22 protein-coding genes and 4 tRNA genes are annotated in these 17,253 nt (G+C 61.2%); 24 read left to right on the top strand and 2 right to left on the bottom strand.

Annotation, left to right across the window (positions count from 1 at the left end; translation table 11 throughout):
• Positions 1–332 precede the first annotated feature (332 nt).
• The 7 genes from F2P46_RS02300 to F2P46_RS02270 all read left to right on the top strand — a co-directional run bounded on the left by F2P46_RS02300 (position 333) and on the right by F2P46_RS02270 (position 1,671).
• Positions 333–420: transfer RNA gene (locus F2P46_RS02300), tRNA-Ser, on the top strand.
• 27 nt (positions 421–447) lie between these two features.
• Complete coding sequence (locus F2P46_RS02295) at positions 448–828, top strand: HNH endonuclease (protein ID WP_166884858.1); 381 nt, start codon at positions 448–450, stop codon at positions 826–828.
• An 18-nt stretch (positions 829–846) separates the two neighbouring features.
• Positions 847–932: transfer RNA gene (locus F2P46_RS02290), tRNA-OTHER, on the top strand.
• Between the two features lie 6 nt (positions 933–938).
• Positions 939–1,013, top strand: a tRNA-Glu gene (locus tag F2P46_RS02285).
• 8 nt (positions 1,014–1,021) lie between these two features.
• Positions 1,022–1,097 (top strand) — tRNA-Gly (locus F2P46_RS02280).
• A gap of 80 nt (positions 1,098–1,177) precedes the next feature.
• Positions 1,178–1,375: a hypothetical protein gene (locus F2P46_RS02275; protein ID WP_166884856.1), complete on the top strand. Its 198-nt coding sequence runs from the start codon at positions 1,178–1,180 to the stop codon at positions 1,373–1,375.
• Positions 1,372–1,671, top strand: a complete 300-nt coding sequence (locus F2P46_RS02270) for a hypothetical protein (protein WP_166884854.1) — start codon at positions 1,372–1,374, stop codon at positions 1,669–1,671. Before F2P46_RS02275 ends, F2P46_RS02270 begins: the two co-directional genes overlap by 4 nt.
• A 102-nt stretch (positions 1,672–1,773) precedes the next feature.
• Here F2P46_RS02270 and F2P46_RS02265 read toward each other — a convergent pair whose 3' ends face one another.
• Complete coding sequence (locus tag F2P46_RS02265; protein WP_166884852.1) at positions 1,774–2,094, bottom strand: hypothetical protein; 321 nt, start codon at positions 2,092–2,094, stop codon at positions 1,774–1,776.
• Between the two features lie 145 nt (positions 2,095–2,239).
• Positions 2,240–2,515, bottom strand: a complete 276-nt coding sequence (locus tag F2P46_RS02260; protein ID WP_166884851.1) for a hypothetical protein — start codon at positions 2,513–2,515, stop codon at positions 2,240–2,242.
• A gap of 62 nt (positions 2,516–2,577) precedes the next feature.
• Here F2P46_RS02260 and F2P46_RS02255 point away from each other — a divergent pair, with 62 nt between their 5' ends.
• The 17 genes from F2P46_RS02255 to F2P46_RS02175 all read left to right on the top strand — a co-directional run bounded on the left by F2P46_RS02255 (position 2,578) and on the right by F2P46_RS02175 (position 17,228).
• On the top strand, positions 2,578–3,126 hold the full coding sequence (locus tag F2P46_RS02255) for a Hin recombinase (RefSeq protein ID WP_166884849.1): 549 nt from the start codon (positions 2,578–2,580) through the stop codon (positions 3,124–3,126).
• Complete coding sequence (locus F2P46_RS02250) at positions 3,107–4,393, top strand: terminase family protein (RefSeq protein WP_166884847.1); 1,287 nt, start codon at positions 3,107–3,109, stop codon at positions 4,391–4,393. Before F2P46_RS02255 ends, F2P46_RS02250 begins: the two co-directional genes overlap by 20 nt.
• Before the next feature lie 14 nt (positions 4,394–4,407).
• Positions 4,408–5,859 (top strand): DUF4055 domain-containing protein, encoded by a 1,452-nt coding sequence (locus F2P46_RS02245; RefSeq protein ID WP_166884845.1) that lies wholly within the window; start codon positions 4,408–4,410, stop codon positions 5,857–5,859.
• Positions 5,856–8,045 (top strand): Hint domain-containing protein, encoded by a 2,190-nt coding sequence (locus F2P46_RS02240; RefSeq protein ID WP_166884843.1) that lies wholly within the window; start codon positions 5,856–5,858, stop codon positions 8,043–8,045. The genes F2P46_RS02245 and F2P46_RS02240 overlap by 4 nt, the downstream gene beginning before the upstream one ends.
• A gap of 14 nt (positions 8,046–8,059) precedes the next feature.
• Positions 8,060–8,290, top strand: coding sequence for a hypothetical protein (locus F2P46_RS02235; protein ID WP_166884841.1), 231 nt, complete (start codon positions 8,060–8,062; stop codon positions 8,288–8,290).
• Positions 8,291–8,292: 2 nt separating this feature from the next.
• Entirely contained in the window at positions 8,293–8,445 is a 153-nt protein-coding gene (locus tag F2P46_RS02230; RefSeq protein ID WP_166884840.1) for a hypothetical protein, read from the top strand.
• A 51-nt stretch (positions 8,446–8,496) separates the two neighbouring features.
• Positions 8,497–8,907, top strand: coding sequence for a M48 family metalloprotease (locus F2P46_RS02225; RefSeq protein WP_166884838.1), 411 nt, complete (start codon positions 8,497–8,499; stop codon positions 8,905–8,907).
• A gap of 138 nt (positions 8,908–9,045) precedes the next feature.
• Positions 9,046–9,843, top strand: coding sequence for a DUF6651 domain-containing protein (locus F2P46_RS02220; RefSeq protein ID WP_166884836.1), 798 nt, complete (start codon positions 9,046–9,048; stop codon positions 9,841–9,843).
• 58 nt (positions 9,844–9,901) lie between these two features.
• Positions 9,902–11,071: a P22 phage major capsid protein family protein gene (locus tag F2P46_RS02215; protein WP_166884834.1), complete on the top strand. Its 1,170-nt coding sequence runs from the start codon at positions 9,902–9,904 to the stop codon at positions 11,069–11,071.
• A 61-nt stretch (positions 11,072–11,132) separates the two neighbouring features.
• Positions 11,133–11,489, top strand: coding sequence for a hypothetical protein (locus F2P46_RS02210; RefSeq protein ID WP_166884833.1), 357 nt, complete (start codon positions 11,133–11,135; stop codon positions 11,487–11,489).
• Between the two features lie 63 nt (positions 11,490–11,552).
• The gene (locus F2P46_RS02205; protein WP_166884831.1) at positions 11,553–13,481 is read left to right on the top strand and encodes an SGNH/GDSL hydrolase family protein; all 1,929 of its coding nucleotides are present in this window, start codon (positions 11,553–11,555) and stop codon (positions 13,479–13,481) included.
• A gap of 61 nt (positions 13,482–13,542) precedes the next feature.
• Entirely contained in the window at positions 13,543–14,058 is a 516-nt protein-coding gene (locus F2P46_RS02200; protein WP_166884829.1) for a DnaT-like ssDNA-binding protein, read from the top strand.
• Positions 14,055–14,432 carry a hypothetical protein gene (locus F2P46_RS02195; RefSeq protein WP_166884827.1) on the top strand — a complete coding sequence of 126 codons (378 nt, stop codon included), beginning with the start codon at positions 14,055–14,057 and terminating at the stop codon, positions 14,430–14,432. The genes F2P46_RS02200 and F2P46_RS02195 overlap by 4 nt, the downstream gene beginning before the upstream one ends.
• Positions 14,432–14,926, top strand: coding sequence for a hypothetical protein (locus F2P46_RS02190; RefSeq protein ID WP_166884825.1), 495 nt, complete (start codon positions 14,432–14,434; stop codon positions 14,924–14,926). The genes F2P46_RS02195 and F2P46_RS02190 overlap by 1 nt, the downstream gene beginning before the upstream one ends.
• Positions 14,923–15,330: a phage tail terminator-like protein gene (locus F2P46_RS02185; RefSeq protein ID WP_166884823.1), complete on the top strand. Its 408-nt coding sequence runs from the start codon at positions 14,923–14,925 to the stop codon at positions 15,328–15,330. The genes F2P46_RS02190 and F2P46_RS02185 overlap by 4 nt, the downstream gene beginning before the upstream one ends.
• A 63-nt stretch (positions 15,331–15,393) precedes the next feature.
• A complete protein-coding gene (locus F2P46_RS02180) occupies positions 15,394–16,599 on the top strand; it encodes a phage tail tube protein (RefSeq protein ID WP_166884821.1) in 1,206 nt (401 codons plus the stop codon).
• 113 nt (positions 16,600–16,712) lie between these two features.
• A complete protein-coding gene (locus F2P46_RS02175) occupies positions 16,713–17,228 on the top strand; it encodes a hypothetical protein (RefSeq protein ID WP_166884819.1) in 516 nt (171 codons plus the stop codon).
• Positions 17,229–17,253 lie beyond the last annotated feature (25 nt).

The following is a 17,253-nucleotide window of genomic DNA, read 5'->3' as shown; positions in this document are numbered from 1 at the left end:
CGCTACACACGGCGCTATATAAGCTGACTGCAAGACAATATGTCCTCGTCCTCTGCATTCTGCACGGCAAGGATCTCTCTTGGTGCGCACCAGCTGCGCCGGCCGCATCACGAAACGATGTCACTCCATGGTAGTACGGGCAAAATAGGCCGCCAGATGCGCCCCGTCATCGATTAGGCCGACATTCACGTGACTATACCAAGACCTGCCAACAACTGGTGCAGCCAGTAGCCAGCGGTAACGCCGAGCAGGGTGCAAACAACAGTCGAGCCGCCGCGCGCGGTGCTGGCGCAAGCCGAACGACCCGGAACGCTGAACTCCGGACGATTATAGGTAGCATGGCTGAGAGGCCGAAAGCAACGGCTTGCTAAGCCGTAGAGTGGAAACGCTCCGCGCGTTCGAATCGCGCTGCTACCGCCAATTTTCTATCAACCTCATCGGAGAGTTATGGATAAGAAGACGCTGCAGCTGGGTATGAACCCCAGTACCGCAGCCAATCGACTCAAGGTCGATCTGCTGTTTTCGTTCGCGATCAAGTTAGGCCACAAGTGCCATCGCTGTAACGCCGAACTCGTGCGAGATAACTTTAGTGTTGAGCACATGACGCCTTGGTTGGATAGTGCCGATCCAAAGGGCGCGTTTTTTGATCTGGAAAACATTGCGTTCAGCCACCTATCCTGCAATTCGCGGGTGAAGCGAGACCCGCGTCAGGTCTACTTTACGGTGGAAGAGCGTCGCATAGGCAGGACGGCGCAGATTAAGCAGTGGAAACAGAGCAATTATTCGCCAAAGAAAAGGGCGGAGAAGTTTCAGCGGACCGGCACCTGAGGTGCTACCGCCAGTTTTGGAAGATGCCGCGCAGGGCGCAAAGCGGTCTTGAAAACCGTGGCAGTCAGGGATGGCTGATGGTTCGATTCCTTCATCTTCCGCCAATGTATGAACCGTTCGACTTCAGGTGAGGTCATCGCCCTTTCAAGGCGCTCAGATGGGTTCGATTCCCATACGGTTTGCCAGATTCAGAGCGGGATTAGCTCAGAAGGCAGAGCGCATTCCTTCCAAGTATGAGGTCGACGGTTCGAGCCCGTCATCCCGCTCCACAATCTCCCTCGGGCGCTTCCCAGCGCTCTTTCGCCGCCAGGTGCAACGCGCCCGCGGCTCTTCTTATTCAAGGCCCGCAATGATTCCCCGCCACTGGTACAGCCTGATCGTCCGCGCCGTAGAGGCCAAGGACGAGACCACGATCACTTCCCTGGCGCAGCACCTCGCCGAGTGCGAGACGGCCAAGCAGATCCTTCAGGCTAAGGGATACGGCGCGCAAGGGCAGGGCATTGCAGCTGTTGCAGCCCAGGTGCCGCACATGATGGGCCGGGAATGAACGGCACCGAAAACCGCGACGGGCTGCCCTGGGTCGACATGGCGTACGCAGCCGGCGACAAGCCCGTGGCGATCAGCCAGACCAAGCGGGCGGTTAGCGATATCGCCAGGCTGCGCCGAGACCTGGAGCGGCGCCTGCAAACGGCGATCAACGCCGAGCTCAACGCCTTCATTGACGCGACGGGCATGGCGGTCGACTCGCTCACAGTGAACATTCTGCGCCCGGGCTCGATCGAAGCGACGCGCCAGATCGGACGTATCCAGTCGATCGTGCTCGATATCTCGGTGCGCCGGTAAGCCGTGTCGCAATATGCCAGGGCGCAGGTGGCCATCAAATGGCTTCTGGCCTGTCCTGTACCGTTGATCCGCACGTAGTTTGTGCCAACGGACGGAAGCGACTTATCCGATGTACCGTGTAATCGTCCGGCCATTCTGAGTGGCCCACTCGCGTACGAGCGAATTGAACACGGAGTTCATATGGGCCTCATCGTCTGCAGCTTCTTGACCAACATACCCATTGCCTTGATGGTAAGTTTCGAAACGGAGCAATGTCGTCGGAAATTTTCTCTCGAAGCCGGATGGGGTTATGTCGTCGGGCAACGGTGTGACGCGAACCTCACCAGTATTATCCACCCAAAGAATATGATGAGTTTCTTCATCGTCACATGCGGCAACGATTACTTTTAGTTGGTCAACTGTGGGATTTTGGTTCAAGTTCATTGAAGGCCTCGGGTTGAAGTTATAGCTCTACTAAGCGATAGTGTATGTGGGGACAATTCAGTCGATTTTCAAGCAAGCAATCTCGGTATCTATTCGACGTTAGTACTGAGCCTACCGTGGTTTTGGTATGGGGCGGGCGGAGATTCTATTTGTCAGGACGGAGCGCATAAAGCACTACGCTGCCTGGATTTTTCAATTGCCAGCAGAGTTCTTCGTAGTCGACCTCGGAACTTTGGTTGCCGCCAGGCGAACGAAGCGAGAAGTTCATGTCGCCGTACTTGTCCAGCATTGCAGTGCCGTCGTCGAGCTGGATATCTTCGTCGAGTTTCGCGGAGAGCAACACGTCGCGCTCCGCACCAGAGAACGTGTAAGTGAATCCAAGGGGCATTCCTGTCTGCTGTAGCGATACCAAATATTTCATCCGTTCCTCCGCTGTTGTCGTTCCAATCGGCCCGTAGTCAACAATATTAACAGAGGGCAAGAATGGGCCGCAAATCATCGCTTACGGAGAAGCAGTGGGCGGAGATCGGTCAGCGGCTCCTAAAGGGGGAGGCGGGACGGGTGCTCGCCCGTGAACACGGGGTATCCGAAGCAGCGATCAGAAAACGCTTTGGTGCGCAGACGAAACAAATAAAAGACGTTGCAAATCAATTGGTTGCAGCAGAGACAGCTTTTGGTGCGCTGCCGATTGGTGCGCAGATTAGTGCGCGCACTTTGGCCGACGAGCTCAAGCAAATCTCGATGCACCTGGCTGGCGCCGCACGATACGGCGCTGCCACCGCGCACAGGTTGGCTGGCATCGCGCACGCCAAGGTTGAAGAGATCGACGACGCCGGGCCGTTGGATGATAAGAGTCGGATTGCACTGGGCGACATCGCCGTGCTGACCAAGATGGCGAATGGCGCCGCCGAGATCGGCATGGAGCTGATGAAGGCCACCAAGGACGTGAAGCCGGACGACGATAAGCCGACACCGGTTGCCATCACGTTCGGCGTGAAAGACGCCAAGCGCTATGACGACAATCCAGCTTGACCTGAACGTTCCGCAAGCCGCTTTCCTCCAGCTCCCCCACAAGTTCAAAGCGTACGTCGCCGGCTTCGGCTCGGGCAAGACATACGTGGGCTGTGCAGGCATCTGCGCTCACTTTTGGCAATGGCCTGGCATCAACCAAGGCTACTTCGCGCCGACCTACCCGCAGATTCGCGACATCTTCTATCCCACGATGGAGGAGGTGGCCTTTGCGATGGGTCTGCGCATCAAGGTAAAGATTGCCGACCACGAGGTCGAGGTGTACGAGGGCCGACGCTATCGCGGCACCGTAATCTGCCGCTCGATGGAGAAGCCGGAGACAATCGTCGGGTTCAAGATCGGCCACTCGCTGATCGACGAGCTGGACGTCATGCCGTTGAAAAAAGCCGAGATGGCCTGGCGCAAGATCATCGCCCGAATGCGATACAAGGTGCCGGGACTGCTGAACGGTATCGACGTTACGACGACGCCGGAGGGTTTCAAGTTCGTCTACCAGCAGTTCGTGAAGGCGATCCGGGATAAGCCGGCGCTGGCCGGCCTGTACGGGTTGATTCAGGCAAGCACGTTCGACAACGAGTTGAACCTGCCGGACGACTATATTCCATCGCTGTTCGCCTCGTATCCGCCGGCACTGATTGACGCATACCTGCGCGGCAAGTTCACCAACTTGACCAGCGGGAGCGTGTATGCCGACTTTGACCGACGGCTGAACCACACGGACGCGATCATCCTGCCTGGCGAGCCGCTACAGATCGGCCTGGACTTCAACGTCCAGAACATGACTGCCTGCATCAACGTGGTGCGCGACGGCCTGCCGATGACGCTTGCCGAGCGCGTCCAGGTGCGCGACACGCCGGCGATGGCCAAGATTTTGAAGGAAGACTTCAAGGACAAAGGCCACCAGATCAAGATTTTCCCAGATGCGTCCGGGCAGAACACCAGCAGCAAGAACGCCAGCGAGTCGGACCTTTCGATTCTGCGCACGGCGGGCTTTCAGATCGAGGTCAACGGCGCCAACCCAGCGGTGCGGGATCGGGTCAACGCTTACAACGCGATGATCCTGAACGCCCAGGGTGAGCGCCAGTGGAAGATCAACACCGACCTGTGCCCGACGACCACCGAGGCGTTGGAACAGCAGGTATGGGGAGCTGATGGCACGCCGGATAAGAAATCCGGGCACGACCACCCCAATGACGCGAACGGCTACTTCCTCGTGAAGCGGTACCCGATCGTGAAGCGAATCGCCACCGCAGGCCCTCTGCGCTGGTAGAAATAAAGGAAATCATGAGCGCTGTACGCAAACAATCAGACGAAGCTGCGGCGCTGAACGCGAATTCCCTGCTGATCGACGCGCTGCTGGGCGGCACCGTAGCAATGCGGGCCGCCGGCGCCACCTACATGCCAAAGCAGCCAAACGAAGACGAGGAAGACTGGAAATACCGCCTGGCCAATGCTGTGCTTTACCCAGCTTTCGAGCGGACGGTTGAAGTCTTGGCGGGCAAGCCATTCTCGAAGAAGCTGGATCTGGGTGCTGACGTGCCAGCGCGTATCGCTGCGTGGCAGGACAACATCGACCTGCAGGGCAACAGTCTGCACACCTTCGCGGCGAGCATTTGCGAGGAAACGATATCGCATGGGTTCTCTGGGATTCTGGTCGACTTCCCCAAGGCGGTCGGACTCAAGACCAAGGCCGACGAAAAGGCCGCTGGCGTGCGCCCCTACTTCGTCCACATCCATCCGCAAAACGTGCTGGGCTGGGAATCGGAGGTCATCAACGGCGTCGAGGAATTCACGCAGCTGCGCCTGCTGGAGTCCGCGAAGGAGAAGACCGACGAATTCACCCAGACGACCGTTCCTCAAGTGCGCGTTCTTTATCGCGGAAAATGGCAGACCTGGCGCAAGTCGAAGGTGATGGCGACGCGTGACGAATGGGCCCTGCACGAAGAGGGGGGCTCGCTCCCACGCATCCCTTTTGTCGCATCCTACGGGAAGCGCAAAGGATTCATGTGCTCGAAGCCGCCGCTGATGGCCCTGGCCGAGCAGAACAGCAAACACTGGCGCGAATCGAGTGACCAGGACGATAGCGTCCGGTTTGCCCGCAAGCGCATGCTCGTCCTCATCGGACTCGACAACAGCGATCCACTGACGATCAGCTCAAACGCAGCTGTGAAGCTTCCGACGGGTGCTGACGCCAAGGTGGTCCAAGGATCGGCCGAGGCGGTCAAGATCGGCCGCGACGAGCTGAACACGCTCGAAGAGCAGATGCGCCAGTCCGGCGCCGAGATGATGGTTATCCGGCCAGGCAAGATCACGGCGACGCAAACCGCTTCCGAGGGCGAGGGTAACATGTGCGCGCTCCAGCGCATCGCCAACGACCTCGACAAATGCATCGAGCAGGCCTTGCAGTTCATGGCCGACTGGATTGTCGAGCCGAAGGGCGGCACGGTCACGATCTTCAAGGATTTTGGCGCCGCGACCCTTGACGAGGTCAGCGCCGACCTGTTGTTCAAGGCGACCGTAGCCGGCAAGATGTCGAACGAGTCGCTGCACGAAGAATTCCAGCGCCGCGGCATCCGGTCGGCTGACGTCGACTGGGAGGCCGAGAAGAAGCGCATCGAGAGTGACCGCGCGAGCGACGAGCCGCCGACGTTCGACGTCCCGATGCCGAAGACGCCGCCGAAGCCTGGCCCACCGCCTGGCACCAAGCCTGAGCCTGAACCGGTACCGCCAGCATGAGCGCGCTCGAGCAGTGGCTGATGGACCTGCTCATCGAGCACAACGTCCTGATGCTGCGGGCCGAGGCCGAAGTCAAGGCCAAGGTGCTCGCGCTGCTGATCCTGCTGCAGAAGGATGTAGTGGGCGTGCTGGCCAATGCGCCGGCGCTGTCCGAGCTGGGCAAGGCAGGCAAGAATGCGCTTCTGCGCGAATCGAACGAGCTGATCGCCGATTACTACGGCCGCGCCCAGCTGGTGGTTGACCTGGGCGCAGTTGCAGAGGTCGAGGCCCTGGGCGTACGCTCTGCGCTGTCAACCGTCATCGAAGCCCGCCTGGGTGTGGGCATGCCGACCGAGAACTACCTGCGCACGCTGGTCAGCGACACCCTAGTGCAGGGCTCGCCGGCGCGGGCATGGTGGCTGCGCCAGGAGCAGGACACGGCGTTCAAGCTGGCGACCCAGATCCGCATCGGTGCCGCCCAAGGCGAGACGAACGCGCAGATCGTGGCGCGCGTGATCGGTACCGACGAAATCCCGGGCGTCATGCCGATGGCGCGCAAGAATGCCCTGTCGATCGTGCAGACCAGCATGGCCACCGTCGCCGCCGAGGCGCGCCGCGCAACGTTCGAGATGAACTCGGACTTGATGACCGGCATCGAGCAGGTTTCGACGCTGGACGGCCACACCAGCCTGATGTGCATTGCCTACAGCGGCGCGCAGTGGGATCTGGACTACGAGCCGATGGGCGAGAACGATTTACCCTACAACGGCGGCGTGCCACGGCACTTCAACTGCTTACCTGGAGATGCGCTTGTATTGCCCCGAAGTGGCATCACGGGCGTTAGTAAAAGGTGGTTTGATGGAGAAGTTATTGTCATCCGCACCGCCAGCGGTAGAGAACTCACCAGCACCCCAAATCACCCGATACTCACGAGCGGCGGATGGGTTGCGGCGCGCCTCATTAATGTAGGCAGCAACGTAGTCTGCGACGGCGGGAGTGAGTGGAAAGGAATCGGTAACGGCGACCATCAAAACATTCCAACCCGCATTGAGGATGAATTTGGTTCGTTTTTCGCAGCGCGCAAGGTGCATCCCGTACCAGTGCCACTTTCCACCGAAGACTTCCACGGCGACGGGGGCGGCAGCAAGATCGCTGTTATATGGACCGAAAGCTTTTTGCGGGACCGTGTCAACCCCGCGCTGCAACAACATTGCGGCCAGGGCGTCTTCGTAGACGGAACGACGGCGATTACCTCGCCTCTCGTAAGTGGCGGCGCCGGCGATCAACCGGGATTGCTTTGCGGGGACGCCCCTCAAGGAAGCGTTCGCTGCTGCGGCGAGCGCGATGCGATCGGCGGGCGAGGTTCGAGCCATCCGGGCCGATTGTTGGGCGCTGCGGTCTCGTGTATCAACACCGTTGCGTTGCAGGATTTCGGTGACAACACGGATCGAAATCCCAAGCTTGTCGTGGATGCCTTGCACGCCAATGCCGGACTGGAAAACTTGAACCACGTCGGCGTCAGTAGCGCCGGTGGCGACGAGATCGCGAACAACAGCGCTCTGAAGCTTGGATCGAGACTCGGTGATGCCGGCCTTGCGAAGAATAGTCGTGATGACCTTATTGTCAACGAGGTACTTGGTAGCAAGTTCTCCAGGGGTGGCGCCATCGGTGAAGGCTGTGACAATATCGCTGGCGGGCAATGTCGCCCCGACCTTGCCACGCAGGGGGATGTTGGCGCGCTTCAGAATATTGAAGACGGTGACATTGCTGACGCCGAACTCGGTCGTAATATCCTTGATGGCGGCGCCGGCGCTGTATTTCTCGATGATGTTATTTCTGTGAACGTCAGGCAATTTAGCGGGCATGTCTATAACCTCGAAACGGTGGGCGGGTGGTACTCTGCAAATGGCATTGTAACTCACAATTGCAGATCAACCGAGATCGCGGTGATGAAAACCTTCCGTGAGATGGGCATCGACCTGGACGAGCCGGAGCCGGGCACGCGCGCATCGTCGAGCGGGCCGATATCGGCCAAGACGACGTTCGCCGACTACCTGACCATGAAGGGCGCCGACTACCAGAACGAGGTGCTGGGGCCGGGCCGCGCTGCGCTGTTCCGCGAGGGGAAGCTAGCGCCGCGCGACCTGGTCAACATGTCAGGCCGGCCGCTGAAGCTGTCGGCCCTCAAGGAGATGTATTCGCAGTAGGGTAGAATCGCCGCATGACCTTCGATCCTAACTCCCTGCTGAAGTCGCCTGTGCCGACCGCGCCGCCGGCGCCACCCAAGCCCATGACCGTCGACGACCTGGCGGCCAAGCTGGCCAAGATTTCCGCGACTGGCATGGGCGGCGCGCTGGTCGCGCTGCCTGACGGGCAGCCGGTGACAGCCGTCGACCTGGCGGCGTATGGCGAGACGCCGGCGCACTTCGTGCTGACCAACAGGGAAGCGTAACAATGATCAAACTCAAGGTGCTGTGGGGCTCGTTTGGCATGGACGGCACATGGATTCCGAACAGGTTGCTGGAGATGACAGCGGCCGAGCAGCATCGCCAGAATGTGCTGACGGATCCCGAGCGCATGCGACGATATCGATGGGTACTTAAATGACAGAAAAGCAAGCTCGCTCCGGCGGGCTTTTTTTACGTCCGGAGTATTTGAATGATCCATGCATTGACAGTTCTCGTCGCCCTGTGGGCAGCCTGGGCGGGCGCCAATTTGGCCGCCTTGATCTTGGCTGCGCTACTCGTCCGCCCGAACCAGCCATGCTTCAACGGTTTTCGGATCGTGATTCCGGCCTGGCTGGGCCAAGTGCTCACGCCGGCGGAGGTCGCTGCGGTGCTTGAGCACGAGCGCGGGCACCGGCGCCACATGCACATCTGGAGCAACCTGGCGCTGACCTGCTGCTTCGTCTCGATCAGCGCCGCACGCCGCCGGCGGCTGGAGTTTGAGGCCGACGACTACGCCGCGCGCGGTGGCCACGCCCAGGCGCTCGCATCCGCGCTCGACAAGATGTCGGCGCATCCCTTCGACATCGAGCGCGCTGCACGGCTGCGCACGCTATACCCCTGACCCGGAACGCCGGGCAATAATTTCACGAGGCCGCCCGGGCAACTTGGCGGCCTTTTTCATTGCCGCGCGCAGAGCAGCAAGCCGAGCGCCGGCCATTTCGGGCAGCAAGCCCACAACCTCCTGAACAGAAAGTTCAACATGAAACTCCTCCTCGATGACAAGGGCGGCGCAGTGCTGCGCGATGGCAAACCAGTGTACGTGCACGACGACGGCCGCGAGATCGTCTTTGACGGCGCCCAGGCATTCGCCAAGATCGGTCAGCTGACCGGTGAGAACACGGACTACAAGCGCCGCTTCACCGAAGCTGAAGGCAAGATCAAGGCGTTCGAAGGATTGGACGATCCTGAAGCTGCACGCACCGCACTGGAAACCGTTCGCAACCTCGACGTGGGCCAGCTTAAGACTGCTGCCCAGGTCGCGGAAATCAAGGAAGCCGCCGCCCGCACCGCGCAGGAGCAGGTCGCTGCTGCTGCCAAGGCAAGCGCCACGCGCGAGCAGGAACTGGCCGCCCAACTGGAGAAGCGCACCGGTGAGCTGAATGCTCACATGATCGGTGGCGGCTTCGCCAGCTCGAAGCTGCTGACCGACGACAAGCATCCAAGCCGCCTGGTCATTCCGCCTGAAATGGCAAAAGCGTACTTCGGTTCGAACTTCAAGGTCGAGGACGGCAAGATGGTCCCGTACGACGCCAGCGGCAACAAGATCTATTCGCCTAACCGCCCTGGTGAAGTGGCCGACTTCGACGAAGGCCTGGAAGCCTTGGTACGCGCTTGCCCATTCAAGGACCAGATCATCAAGGCATCCGGCGCGTCCGGGGGCGGCGCCCAGCCGGGCGGCGGTAGCGCAGGCAAGAAGCAAATTCCACGCGCTCAGTTTGAGCAACTGGCCCCCCAAGAACGTGCGTCCTACATCAAGGACGGCGGCACAGTCGCCTGATCAACCGTTCTGGTCGGCAGGCAGTACACCAATTTTTCCACTCTGAAAGAAATAACACATGGGCACTCTTACCCTGACCGGTCTCCTGCCGACCATCTACAACGCGATGGAAGTGATCTCGCGCGAACAGATCGGCATGATCCCCGCAGTATCCCGCGATTCCAGCGCCGAACGCGCTGCGATCAACGAGACCGTGCGCTCGCCGTCGGTCGGCCCTATGGTGGCTGAAGACCTGACTCCGGGCGCCTACGCTGCCGATACCCCGAACCAGACCATCAACTTCGTCGACATGACGATCCAGAAGGCGCGCTCGGTGCCGTTCGGCATCACCGGCGAAGAAGCCAAGGGCCTGAACAACGCCGGCACGCTGGGCAACATCAACGCACAGCGCATCACCCAAGCGCTGCGCACCCTCGGTAACGAAGTCGAGGCCGATCTGACCGCGCTGCACATCGCTGCATCGCGTGCGTACGGCACTTTCAACGTGACGCCGTTCGGCACTGCTGCCGACTTCACCGACTTCTCGAACTCGCTCCGCATTCTGGATGACAACGGCGCGCCGCTCACCGACCGCCAGATGGTCCTGGGCTCTTCGGCGATCTCGAACATCCGCGGTAAGCAGTCGGGACTGTTCAAGGCGAACGAAGCGAACAGCGACGACCTGCTGCGTCGCGGCATCATCGGCCAGGTGGAAGGCTGGGACATCCACAACTCCGGACAGATCCGTTCGCTGGTCACAGCTGGCACTGGCGCGGGCGCGACCACCAACGCCGCCGGCTACGCGGCAGGGGCAACGGTCATCACCCTGGCAGCGGCCGGTACCGGCACTGTTCTCGCCGGCGATATCGTGACCTTCGCGGGCGATGCTGAGAACAAGTACATGGTGGCAGTCGGCGACAGCGACACTTCCAATGGCGGCGCCATCGTGCTCGCCGAGCCGGGCCTGCGCAAGGCAATCGTCGGCGCCACCGCGATCACCGTCATCGCAGCCACCACCCGCAATATGTTCTTCCACCGCTCGGCGATCCAGCTGGCCACCCGTGCGCCAGCTATGCCCGACGAAGGCGATTCGGCCGACGACGTGATGATGGTGACCGATCCGATTTCGGGCCTGACCTACGAGTTCTGCATCTACAAGCAGAAGCGCCAGGTTCGTTACGAGGTCAATCTGGCCTGGGGCGTCAAGGCCGTAGCACCGCGCCATATCGGCGTTTTGATCGGCGCGTAAGCACCGACGTTATCCACCGGCCCGGCCGCCTAGTCGGCGCCGGGTGTCACCTGGGATCACCATGACATTCAAAATCAAATCGACCGACCCGCGCAGCCAAGGCGCGTTCGTCATCATCAACCGCACTGACTTCAACCCGCAGATGCACGAGCTGTACGGCGCCGACAACGACCGCGCCGCGCTGGCCGAGCGCGTCCCGACCAAGGACGAGTTGCTGGCCGCGCACGAAGAGCTGGAACGTCGCGCCGCCGCCGATGCGCGCAATGTCGCAGACCAGTTGGCCCAGATCCAGAAAATGCGAGCTGACCTCGATGCCCAGGCCGCAGCCCAAGAAGCCGAAGCGCTGCGCCTGCGCGTCGAAGCTACCAAGCTGGCCGAAACAGCGCCTGCCAAGGGCAAGACCAGCAAGCCCGAGTAATACCGTCCCTCTCTGCATCAGCCCGCCGCGCGCGGGTTTTTTTACGTCCATACAAGGTTACCCATGCCCACTATCAGCGCCGGCCAGCAGCAGACAGTCTCTGTACAGCAGGACCAAATTGTCGCCTTTTCGGGTTCCGTCGGAACTGTCGGGGTGGCATATCGGCTCGATCCAGTCTTGGGCGGGACGAACGCGGTCCAGTCCTGGGCGATCGGCGCTGGGTCAGGCGTGCCGATCGGGCCATTGACAGGAACCCAAAGATATCTTGTAACTTGCGCTGCCGGCGAAGTGACGATCACGGTGGATCTGGCCGTCCTGAGCGGCCCGCAGTATGCATACGACTCAAAGGGCAAGCTCAAAGGCTTGAGTCTGCTCGACGGCAGTCAAGTGCCCTTACCACTGTCCGGTCCACGTCAGCGCATGGTCTTCATCGGTGATTCGCTGACTTACGGCGGCGCACCTGGGCGCGCACCCGGCATTTTCGACGGCCGCCCGTGGTACGGCAGCAGCACGATCACCACGCCAGCCAATATGGGCAACGGTGCGTGGCTGGTCTACTGCATGGTGGACGGCCGCGCCGGAACGCTGGGCGGGACGGTGGAAACGGACGCCGCCAACCGCGTGCGCTGGACCTACACCGGCGACCCTGTTCCCGGCCCGTGGGTCGATGTATCCGAAGGCGGCTGGAAGTATCTGCCAAGCGGCTCGTTTCCAAATTCAGGCGTGCTGGTTGCCATTCGTGGAGCCACGGCGGCGCCGATCAATAAAAGCAGCACGGTCACAACTGCTGGGCTGGCCACCATCTCCGACTATAACTTCATCGGGTACGTGCCTTGGGTAGCTGGCGCACTTGGCGAGACTTTTACCGATTACCAAGCGTTCGGGATCACAGGCGCGACCACCGCCGACATTCTGAAATACACCCCGCAAGCGCTGGCCACCGACGTGGAAGCCGTTTGCATCCTCGCAGGTGTCAACGACGCCCCAGGGGACGCCACCGCGGCAAAAGTAACAATAGCAAACCTGATAGCAATCATCGACCTCGCGCGGGCAAAAGCGCGCCGGGTCTACGTCAACGAAACGGCGCCGAACCCATCCGCCACGGTTGCTGTGAACCAATGGCTGGGCCGGGTGTCCGAATCGATCCGTGCATATTGCCGCACGCTGCGGAACGTGCGTTTTGTTAGCGCATTCGACAAGTTGGTGAGCGCAAATGCGATAGCGCTGGGCGGGCCGACACCACTTAGTAATCCGGGCGGTCGTGCTGGCATGTACAACCCTGCGGATAACTTGCACTGGATGCCGCTTGGTGCCTACACGGCTTCCATTCCGCTCGTAGCAGCGCTACTGCAGGACTACCCGAAAGAGCAGGTGCGCAACAATACTGTTGCTACTTGGGACTCGGAGTTGAAGGTCGGCACTCTCAACCTCAACCCCGCTTTGCGCGGCACCGCTGGGGGCTACGGTGCCGGAGGTGCGGCGGCGCATGGAATCACTGGGACCGTGCCCGACAGCTACACATTGTCGCGCTCTGGCGCAACGCAGACATGCACGCCGACCTTTGAACCTGCAACGGACGGCGGCCTCGACTGGTGGTGCGTGGACGTGACCGGCTCGACAGCCGGCGACTATCACGAGCTGTTCCAGCAATTTACATTGCCGCCCAATTTCGTAGTGGGCGACTATTTCCAGATTTCGCTGGACAAGCGGATTTTCGGCACAACCGGCACAGGCTTGGCAATTCTTCAAGCGCAAGCCACAAGCGGATCGAACATTCAATCGTCTTATCTCATCCAGGCGGGACGCGACTTGGCCGGGTTTGGTTCTGATATGCCGCCAATGCCGCTCCGCAGTGAGCCGCAAAAGGTGCTGCCCGGATACACACTTTTCACGATGCGTATCCGCGTCGGTGCGCGTACTGGTGGCGGCGGCGGGAAAGTTGGCTTTCGCAGGTTCAGCTTCGAGAAGTGCGCCGGGCCTATCTACCCATAACGTGGTGGCCGCTTGCTTGATCGCGGCGGCACTACGAACCCAGACATAGAGGGAAAGCGAAATGGCATTGATCGTTGAAGACGGTAGCGGCCTGGCCGGCGCCGAGTCGTACGCCAGTGTGGCGGCGGCGGATGCGCGGTGCTCGAGCCTGGGCGTCGCCTCATGGGCGGCGCTGGCCGAGGCCGCCAAAGAGATCGCGCTGCGGAAGGCGACGATTTTTATGGCCGCCTATCGCACGCGCTGGGCCGGCCGCCGCGTGTACCGGCACCAAGCGCTGGACTGGCCGCGCTACGACGTCATGGTCGACAAATTCCTGATCGCAAGCACGATTGTGCCCGCTGAAGTTGTCGCCGCTTGCATCGACCTGTCCGTCCGCTCTGGCAATGGCGAAGACCTGATGCCGGACCTCGACACCGGGTCGAACGTCCTCAAGCGTACCAAGGTCGGGCCGCTGGAAGACGAGTACTTCCAGAACACAGTGGACGCGCGCGAGCGCTTCACCGCCGTCGATACCCTGCTGACTCCGTATTTCGGCACGGCCGGCGGCTCGAACTCGATCAGGTTGGTACGGGGATGACGGACTACGCCAAGACCGCCGCACGCGCCGACCAGTCGCTGCGCCGGAAGGGCGGCACCGTGGTGCTGCGCCGGACAGTGCCTGGCACCTACGACACTGGCACCGGCACCGGGACTCCGGCCGGAACCGCAGATTTCCCCGGTACCGGTGTAAAGATCGCCTATAGCGCCGAGGACATCGACGGCACGCTGATCCTGAAAGGCGACCAGCAGTTGCTGCTTTCGCCGCTACGGCGCGACGGCGCGCCGATGCCAGCGCCGAACACCGCCGACCTGGTGCTGATCGGCGCCGCGTTGTTCACCATCGCTGCGGTCGACACGGTTGAGCCGACCAGTATCCCGGTGCTGTTCACGCTCCAGCTGCGAGGCGTGTGATGACGGGAAAATCCTTCTCGCTCCAGATCGCGGCGTTCATTGCGAAGACCAAGGCGAATCAGGACCTGGCCGTGCGCGCGATCCTGATGAAGATCGACGGCCGACTGGTCCAGCGTTCGCCGGTCGGTGACGGGTCGTACTGGCAGCACCCGCCGCCGAAGGGTTATAGCGGAGGCCGTTTTCGTGGAAATTGGCAACTTTCTATCGGTTCGCCTGCTTCCGGGCCTGTTGATTTGGTGGACAAGACCGGCAGCGCGACATTGGCCGCGCACGCCGGCACGATCGGCACTGCCAAAGCCGGCCAGACATTTTTCCTCGTGAACAACCTCCCGTACGCCAAGCGCATCGAGGAGGGCTGGTCCCGCCAGGCGCCCGTCGGGCTGGTCGCGCTGACCGTGGTCGAGTTCAGGACCATTGTTGACGATGCGGTCAACGGGATCCGCGCCGGTACCAGCGCCCAGGACTTCTCACAGGGATTCTCTACCTACTCATGAGCCAGATAAAAATTCGGGCCGCGCTGGAAACGGCGCTGGCCAGCATCGCGCCACCGATCGACACCGCATACCAAGGCTTTGGTTACACGCCGGTGACCGGGCAGCCGTACCAAGCGGTCTACCTGCTGCCCGCCGAGCCTAACAACTGGGCCATGGGCGACGCGTCGCGGCAAGAGAGCGGCATCATCCAGATTAACCTGCAATACCCAACAGGCCAGGGGCAGGGGTCGGCGCCAGCCGGCGCGCGCGCCGAACTGATCCGGGCGCTTTTCCACCGCGGCGCCAGCTTCACGAAGGACGGCATCACGGTGCAGATCGAGCGCACGCCAGAGATTGGCGGCGGCCGCGAAGACAACGGCAGGTGGTTTTTGCCCGTGAAAGTCCGCTGGTTCTGCAACCTGTAAAGCGCACCACCCACACAGATCGCCTCGGCGGTCTTTTTTTCGACCAAAGAAAGGCAATCCCCCATGAGCACCACAGCAAACGGCATTGACACCCTGCTCGTCATCGGCAAGCAGTCGGCAGAGGGTATCAAGGCCCTGGCCGCCAACGGGCGCTTCTACCCGCGCGTTACCGGCACCTTCGATACCGACGCCGACAAGTACAGTTCGAACGAAATCGATCCGAGCCAGCAAATGACCGACACCCGCCTGGGCAACTTCCGCGTCACGGGCGACATCAAGGGCGAAGCCTCTTGCGGCACCTATTCGCTGCTGATGGCCGCGCTACTGCGCCGCGACTTCACCGCCGGCGGCGTCACCACCGCGCAGATCACCGTATCCTCGGGCGCGGGCGGCCTGGCCCGCTCGGCTGGCTCTTGGCTGACGGACGGCCATCGCGCCGGCACCGTCGTGCGCATCACCGGCTTCGCCACCACCGGCGCGGCGAACAACGCGAAAAACTTCTTCGTCACCGGTGTCACTGCCTTGGTGCTGACCGGCCAGTTCATGGACGGATCGGCGATGACCGTCAAGGCAGCCGGCGACAGTGTCACTGTGACCGCACCAGGCAAGCGCACCTTCACCCCGCTGACCGGGCACACGAAGGACTGGTTCACCGTCGAAGTGCAAGACCCAACGATTTCGGTCAACCGCACGTTCATCGACCTTATGGTCAGCAAGATGGACATGGCGGTGCAGCCGAACGGCATGACCAGCTGCGATATTTCGTTCATGGGCAAGCTGGAAGGCCCGACGACGCCGGCGGCGTATTTCACCACCCCGGCGGCCGCGCCAACGAACGGCAAGTTTTCCGGCGCCACCGCGCTGCTGTCCGTCAACGGCATCCCAAGCCAGATCTGCACAGGCATGTCACTGTCGATCGACGGCCAGGTGAAGATCGATCCCGTCATCGGCAACAAGTACGCCACCGCCGCCTCGCGCGGCAAGGTGATGGGCACCGGCCAGTTCACGGTTCTCATGCAGGACTCGGTCTATATCGACTATTTCAAGGCCGAGACCGAAGTGTCCGTTGCCTACGGAATGGCCTCCGACAGTTCGCCGCTGGCCAACGTCCTGACCCTGGCGATGGGCCGCATCAAGATCACATCGGCGAAGGTCTCCGACGGCGAGACGAACAAGATTATTACGTGTGCTTTTGACATCCTCCGCTACGTCGGCGCCGACGCGCAGCACGAAGGCACCACGCTGGCGATCTCCGACTCCACGCTGTAACCAACTCGCCCGGCCTCGTGCCGGGCAATCGATCAGGGCTGCGTGCCCTGTGCTTCGGCTGGCGCCTAAGAAACGCCAGCCTTTTTTATTCCCAAAACAGAAGGCAAAAAATCATGACTACCGCACAAAACACCGCACTGAACACCGCTCAAACCATCGCATCGGTCGGCTTCGATATCTCGAACTTCACCGCCCCGGCCGAGCAAGTAACCTTCAAGGTGCCAGTCCTGTTCGACGACGACGGCGAACCTACCCACGGCTTCATCATCGTCGGCAAGAACAGCGACGAGCACCGCGAAGAGTGGGCCAAGATCCGCGCCGAAGGTCGGCAGCGGTCCGCAAACCGTCGTACCGCGATCGATGAAAGCAAGATCGAAGGTGCCGAAAAGGTCGTGGGCCTGATCGACGACAACAACAAGCGCCTGGCCATCGCCGTCACCGTCGGCTGGTATGGCTTCACCAGCGCCGGCGCGCCAGCACCGTTCAACAAGGCCTTGGCCAAAGCCGCATTCGACAAATACCCAACTTGGCAGGACCGCGTGTCCTACGCGATGGACGAGGACGCCAATTTTTTGAAACTCTCGTCGCAAGCCTCCTCGACTACGCCGGCCACCAGTTCGGCCGACTAAAGAAGGCGGCGGACGGTAGCGCAAA

The organism is Massilia sp. CCM 8734, assembly GCF_011682155.1.
GTDB lineage: Bacteria > Pseudomonadota > Gammaproteobacteria > Burkholderiales > Burkholderiaceae_D > Telluria_A > Telluria_A rubra.
Note: the sequence above shows the minus strand (reverse complement) of the source record. Positions and strands in the feature narration are given on the sequence as shown.

Excerpts from the sequence above, each read along its gene's own strand:
- F2P46_RS02210 (WP_166884833.1), top strand. The coding sequence starts at position 11,133 with ATGACATTCAAAATCAAATCGACCGACCCGCGCAGCCAAGGCGCGTTC.
- F2P46_RS02220 (WP_166884836.1), top strand. The coding sequence starts at position 9,046 with ATGAAACTCCTCCTCGATGACAAGGGCGGCGCAGTGCTGCGCGATGGC.
- F2P46_RS02265 (WP_166884852.1), bottom strand. The coding sequence starts at position 2,094 with ATGAACTTGAACCAAAATCCCACAGTTGACCAACTAAAAGTAATCGTT.
- F2P46_RS02175 (WP_166884819.1), top strand. The coding sequence starts at position 16,713 with ATGACTACCGCACAAAACACCGCACTGAACACCGCTCAAACCATCGCA.
- F2P46_RS02215 (WP_166884834.1), top strand. The coding sequence starts at position 9,902 with ATGGGCACTCTTACCCTGACCGGTCTCCTGCCGACCATCTACAACGCG.
- F2P46_RS02240 (WP_166884843.1), top strand. The coding sequence starts at position 5,856 with ATGAGCGCGCTCGAGCAGTGGCTGATGGACCTGCTCATCGAGCACAAC.
- F2P46_RS02205 (WP_166884831.1), top strand. The coding sequence starts at position 11,553 with ATGCCCACTATCAGCGCCGGCCAGCAGCAGACAGTCTCTGTACAGCAG.
- F2P46_RS02295 (WP_166884858.1), top strand. The coding sequence starts at position 448 with ATGGATAAGAAGACGCTGCAGCTGGGTATGAACCCCAGTACCGCAGCC.
- F2P46_RS02225 (WP_166884838.1), top strand. The coding sequence starts at position 8,497 with ATGATCCATGCATTGACAGTTCTCGTCGCCCTGTGGGCAGCCTGGGCG.
- F2P46_RS02245 (WP_166884845.1), top strand. The coding sequence starts at position 4,408 with ATGAGCGCTGTACGCAAACAATCAGACGAAGCTGCGGCGCTGAACGCG.
- F2P46_RS02195 (WP_166884827.1), top strand. The coding sequence starts at position 14,055 with ATGACGGACTACGCCAAGACCGCCGCACGCGCCGACCAGTCGCTGCGC.
- F2P46_RS02270 (WP_166884854.1), top strand. The coding sequence starts at position 1,372 with ATGAACGGCACCGAAAACCGCGACGGGCTGCCCTGGGTCGACATGGCG.
- F2P46_RS02260 (WP_166884851.1), bottom strand. The coding sequence starts at position 2,515 with ATGAAATATTTGGTATCGCTACAGCAGACAGGAATGCCCCTTGGATTC.
- F2P46_RS02200 (WP_166884829.1), top strand. The coding sequence starts at position 13,543 with ATGGCATTGATCGTTGAAGACGGTAGCGGCCTGGCCGGCGCCGAGTCG.
- F2P46_RS02185 (WP_166884823.1), top strand. The coding sequence starts at position 14,923 with ATGAGCCAGATAAAAATTCGGGCCGCGCTGGAAACGGCGCTGGCCAGC.
- F2P46_RS02230 (WP_166884840.1), top strand. The coding sequence starts at position 8,293 with ATGATCAAACTCAAGGTGCTGTGGGGCTCGTTTGGCATGGACGGCACA.
- F2P46_RS02180 (WP_166884821.1), top strand. The coding sequence starts at position 15,394 with ATGAGCACCACAGCAAACGGCATTGACACCCTGCTCGTCATCGGCAAG.
- F2P46_RS02275 (WP_166884856.1), top strand. The coding sequence starts at position 1,178 with ATGATTCCCCGCCACTGGTACAGCCTGATCGTCCGCGCCGTAGAGGCC.
- F2P46_RS02255 (WP_166884849.1), top strand. The coding sequence starts at position 2,578 with ATGGGCCGCAAATCATCGCTTACGGAGAAGCAGTGGGCGGAGATCGGT.
- F2P46_RS02190 (WP_166884825.1), top strand. The coding sequence starts at position 14,432 with ATGACGGGAAAATCCTTCTCGCTCCAGATCGCGGCGTTCATTGCGAAG.
- F2P46_RS02250 (WP_166884847.1), top strand. The coding sequence starts at position 3,107 with ATGACGACAATCCAGCTTGACCTGAACGTTCCGCAAGCCGCTTTCCTC.
- F2P46_RS02235 (WP_166884841.1), top strand. The coding sequence starts at position 8,060 with ATGACCTTCGATCCTAACTCCCTGCTGAAGTCGCCTGTGCCGACCGCG.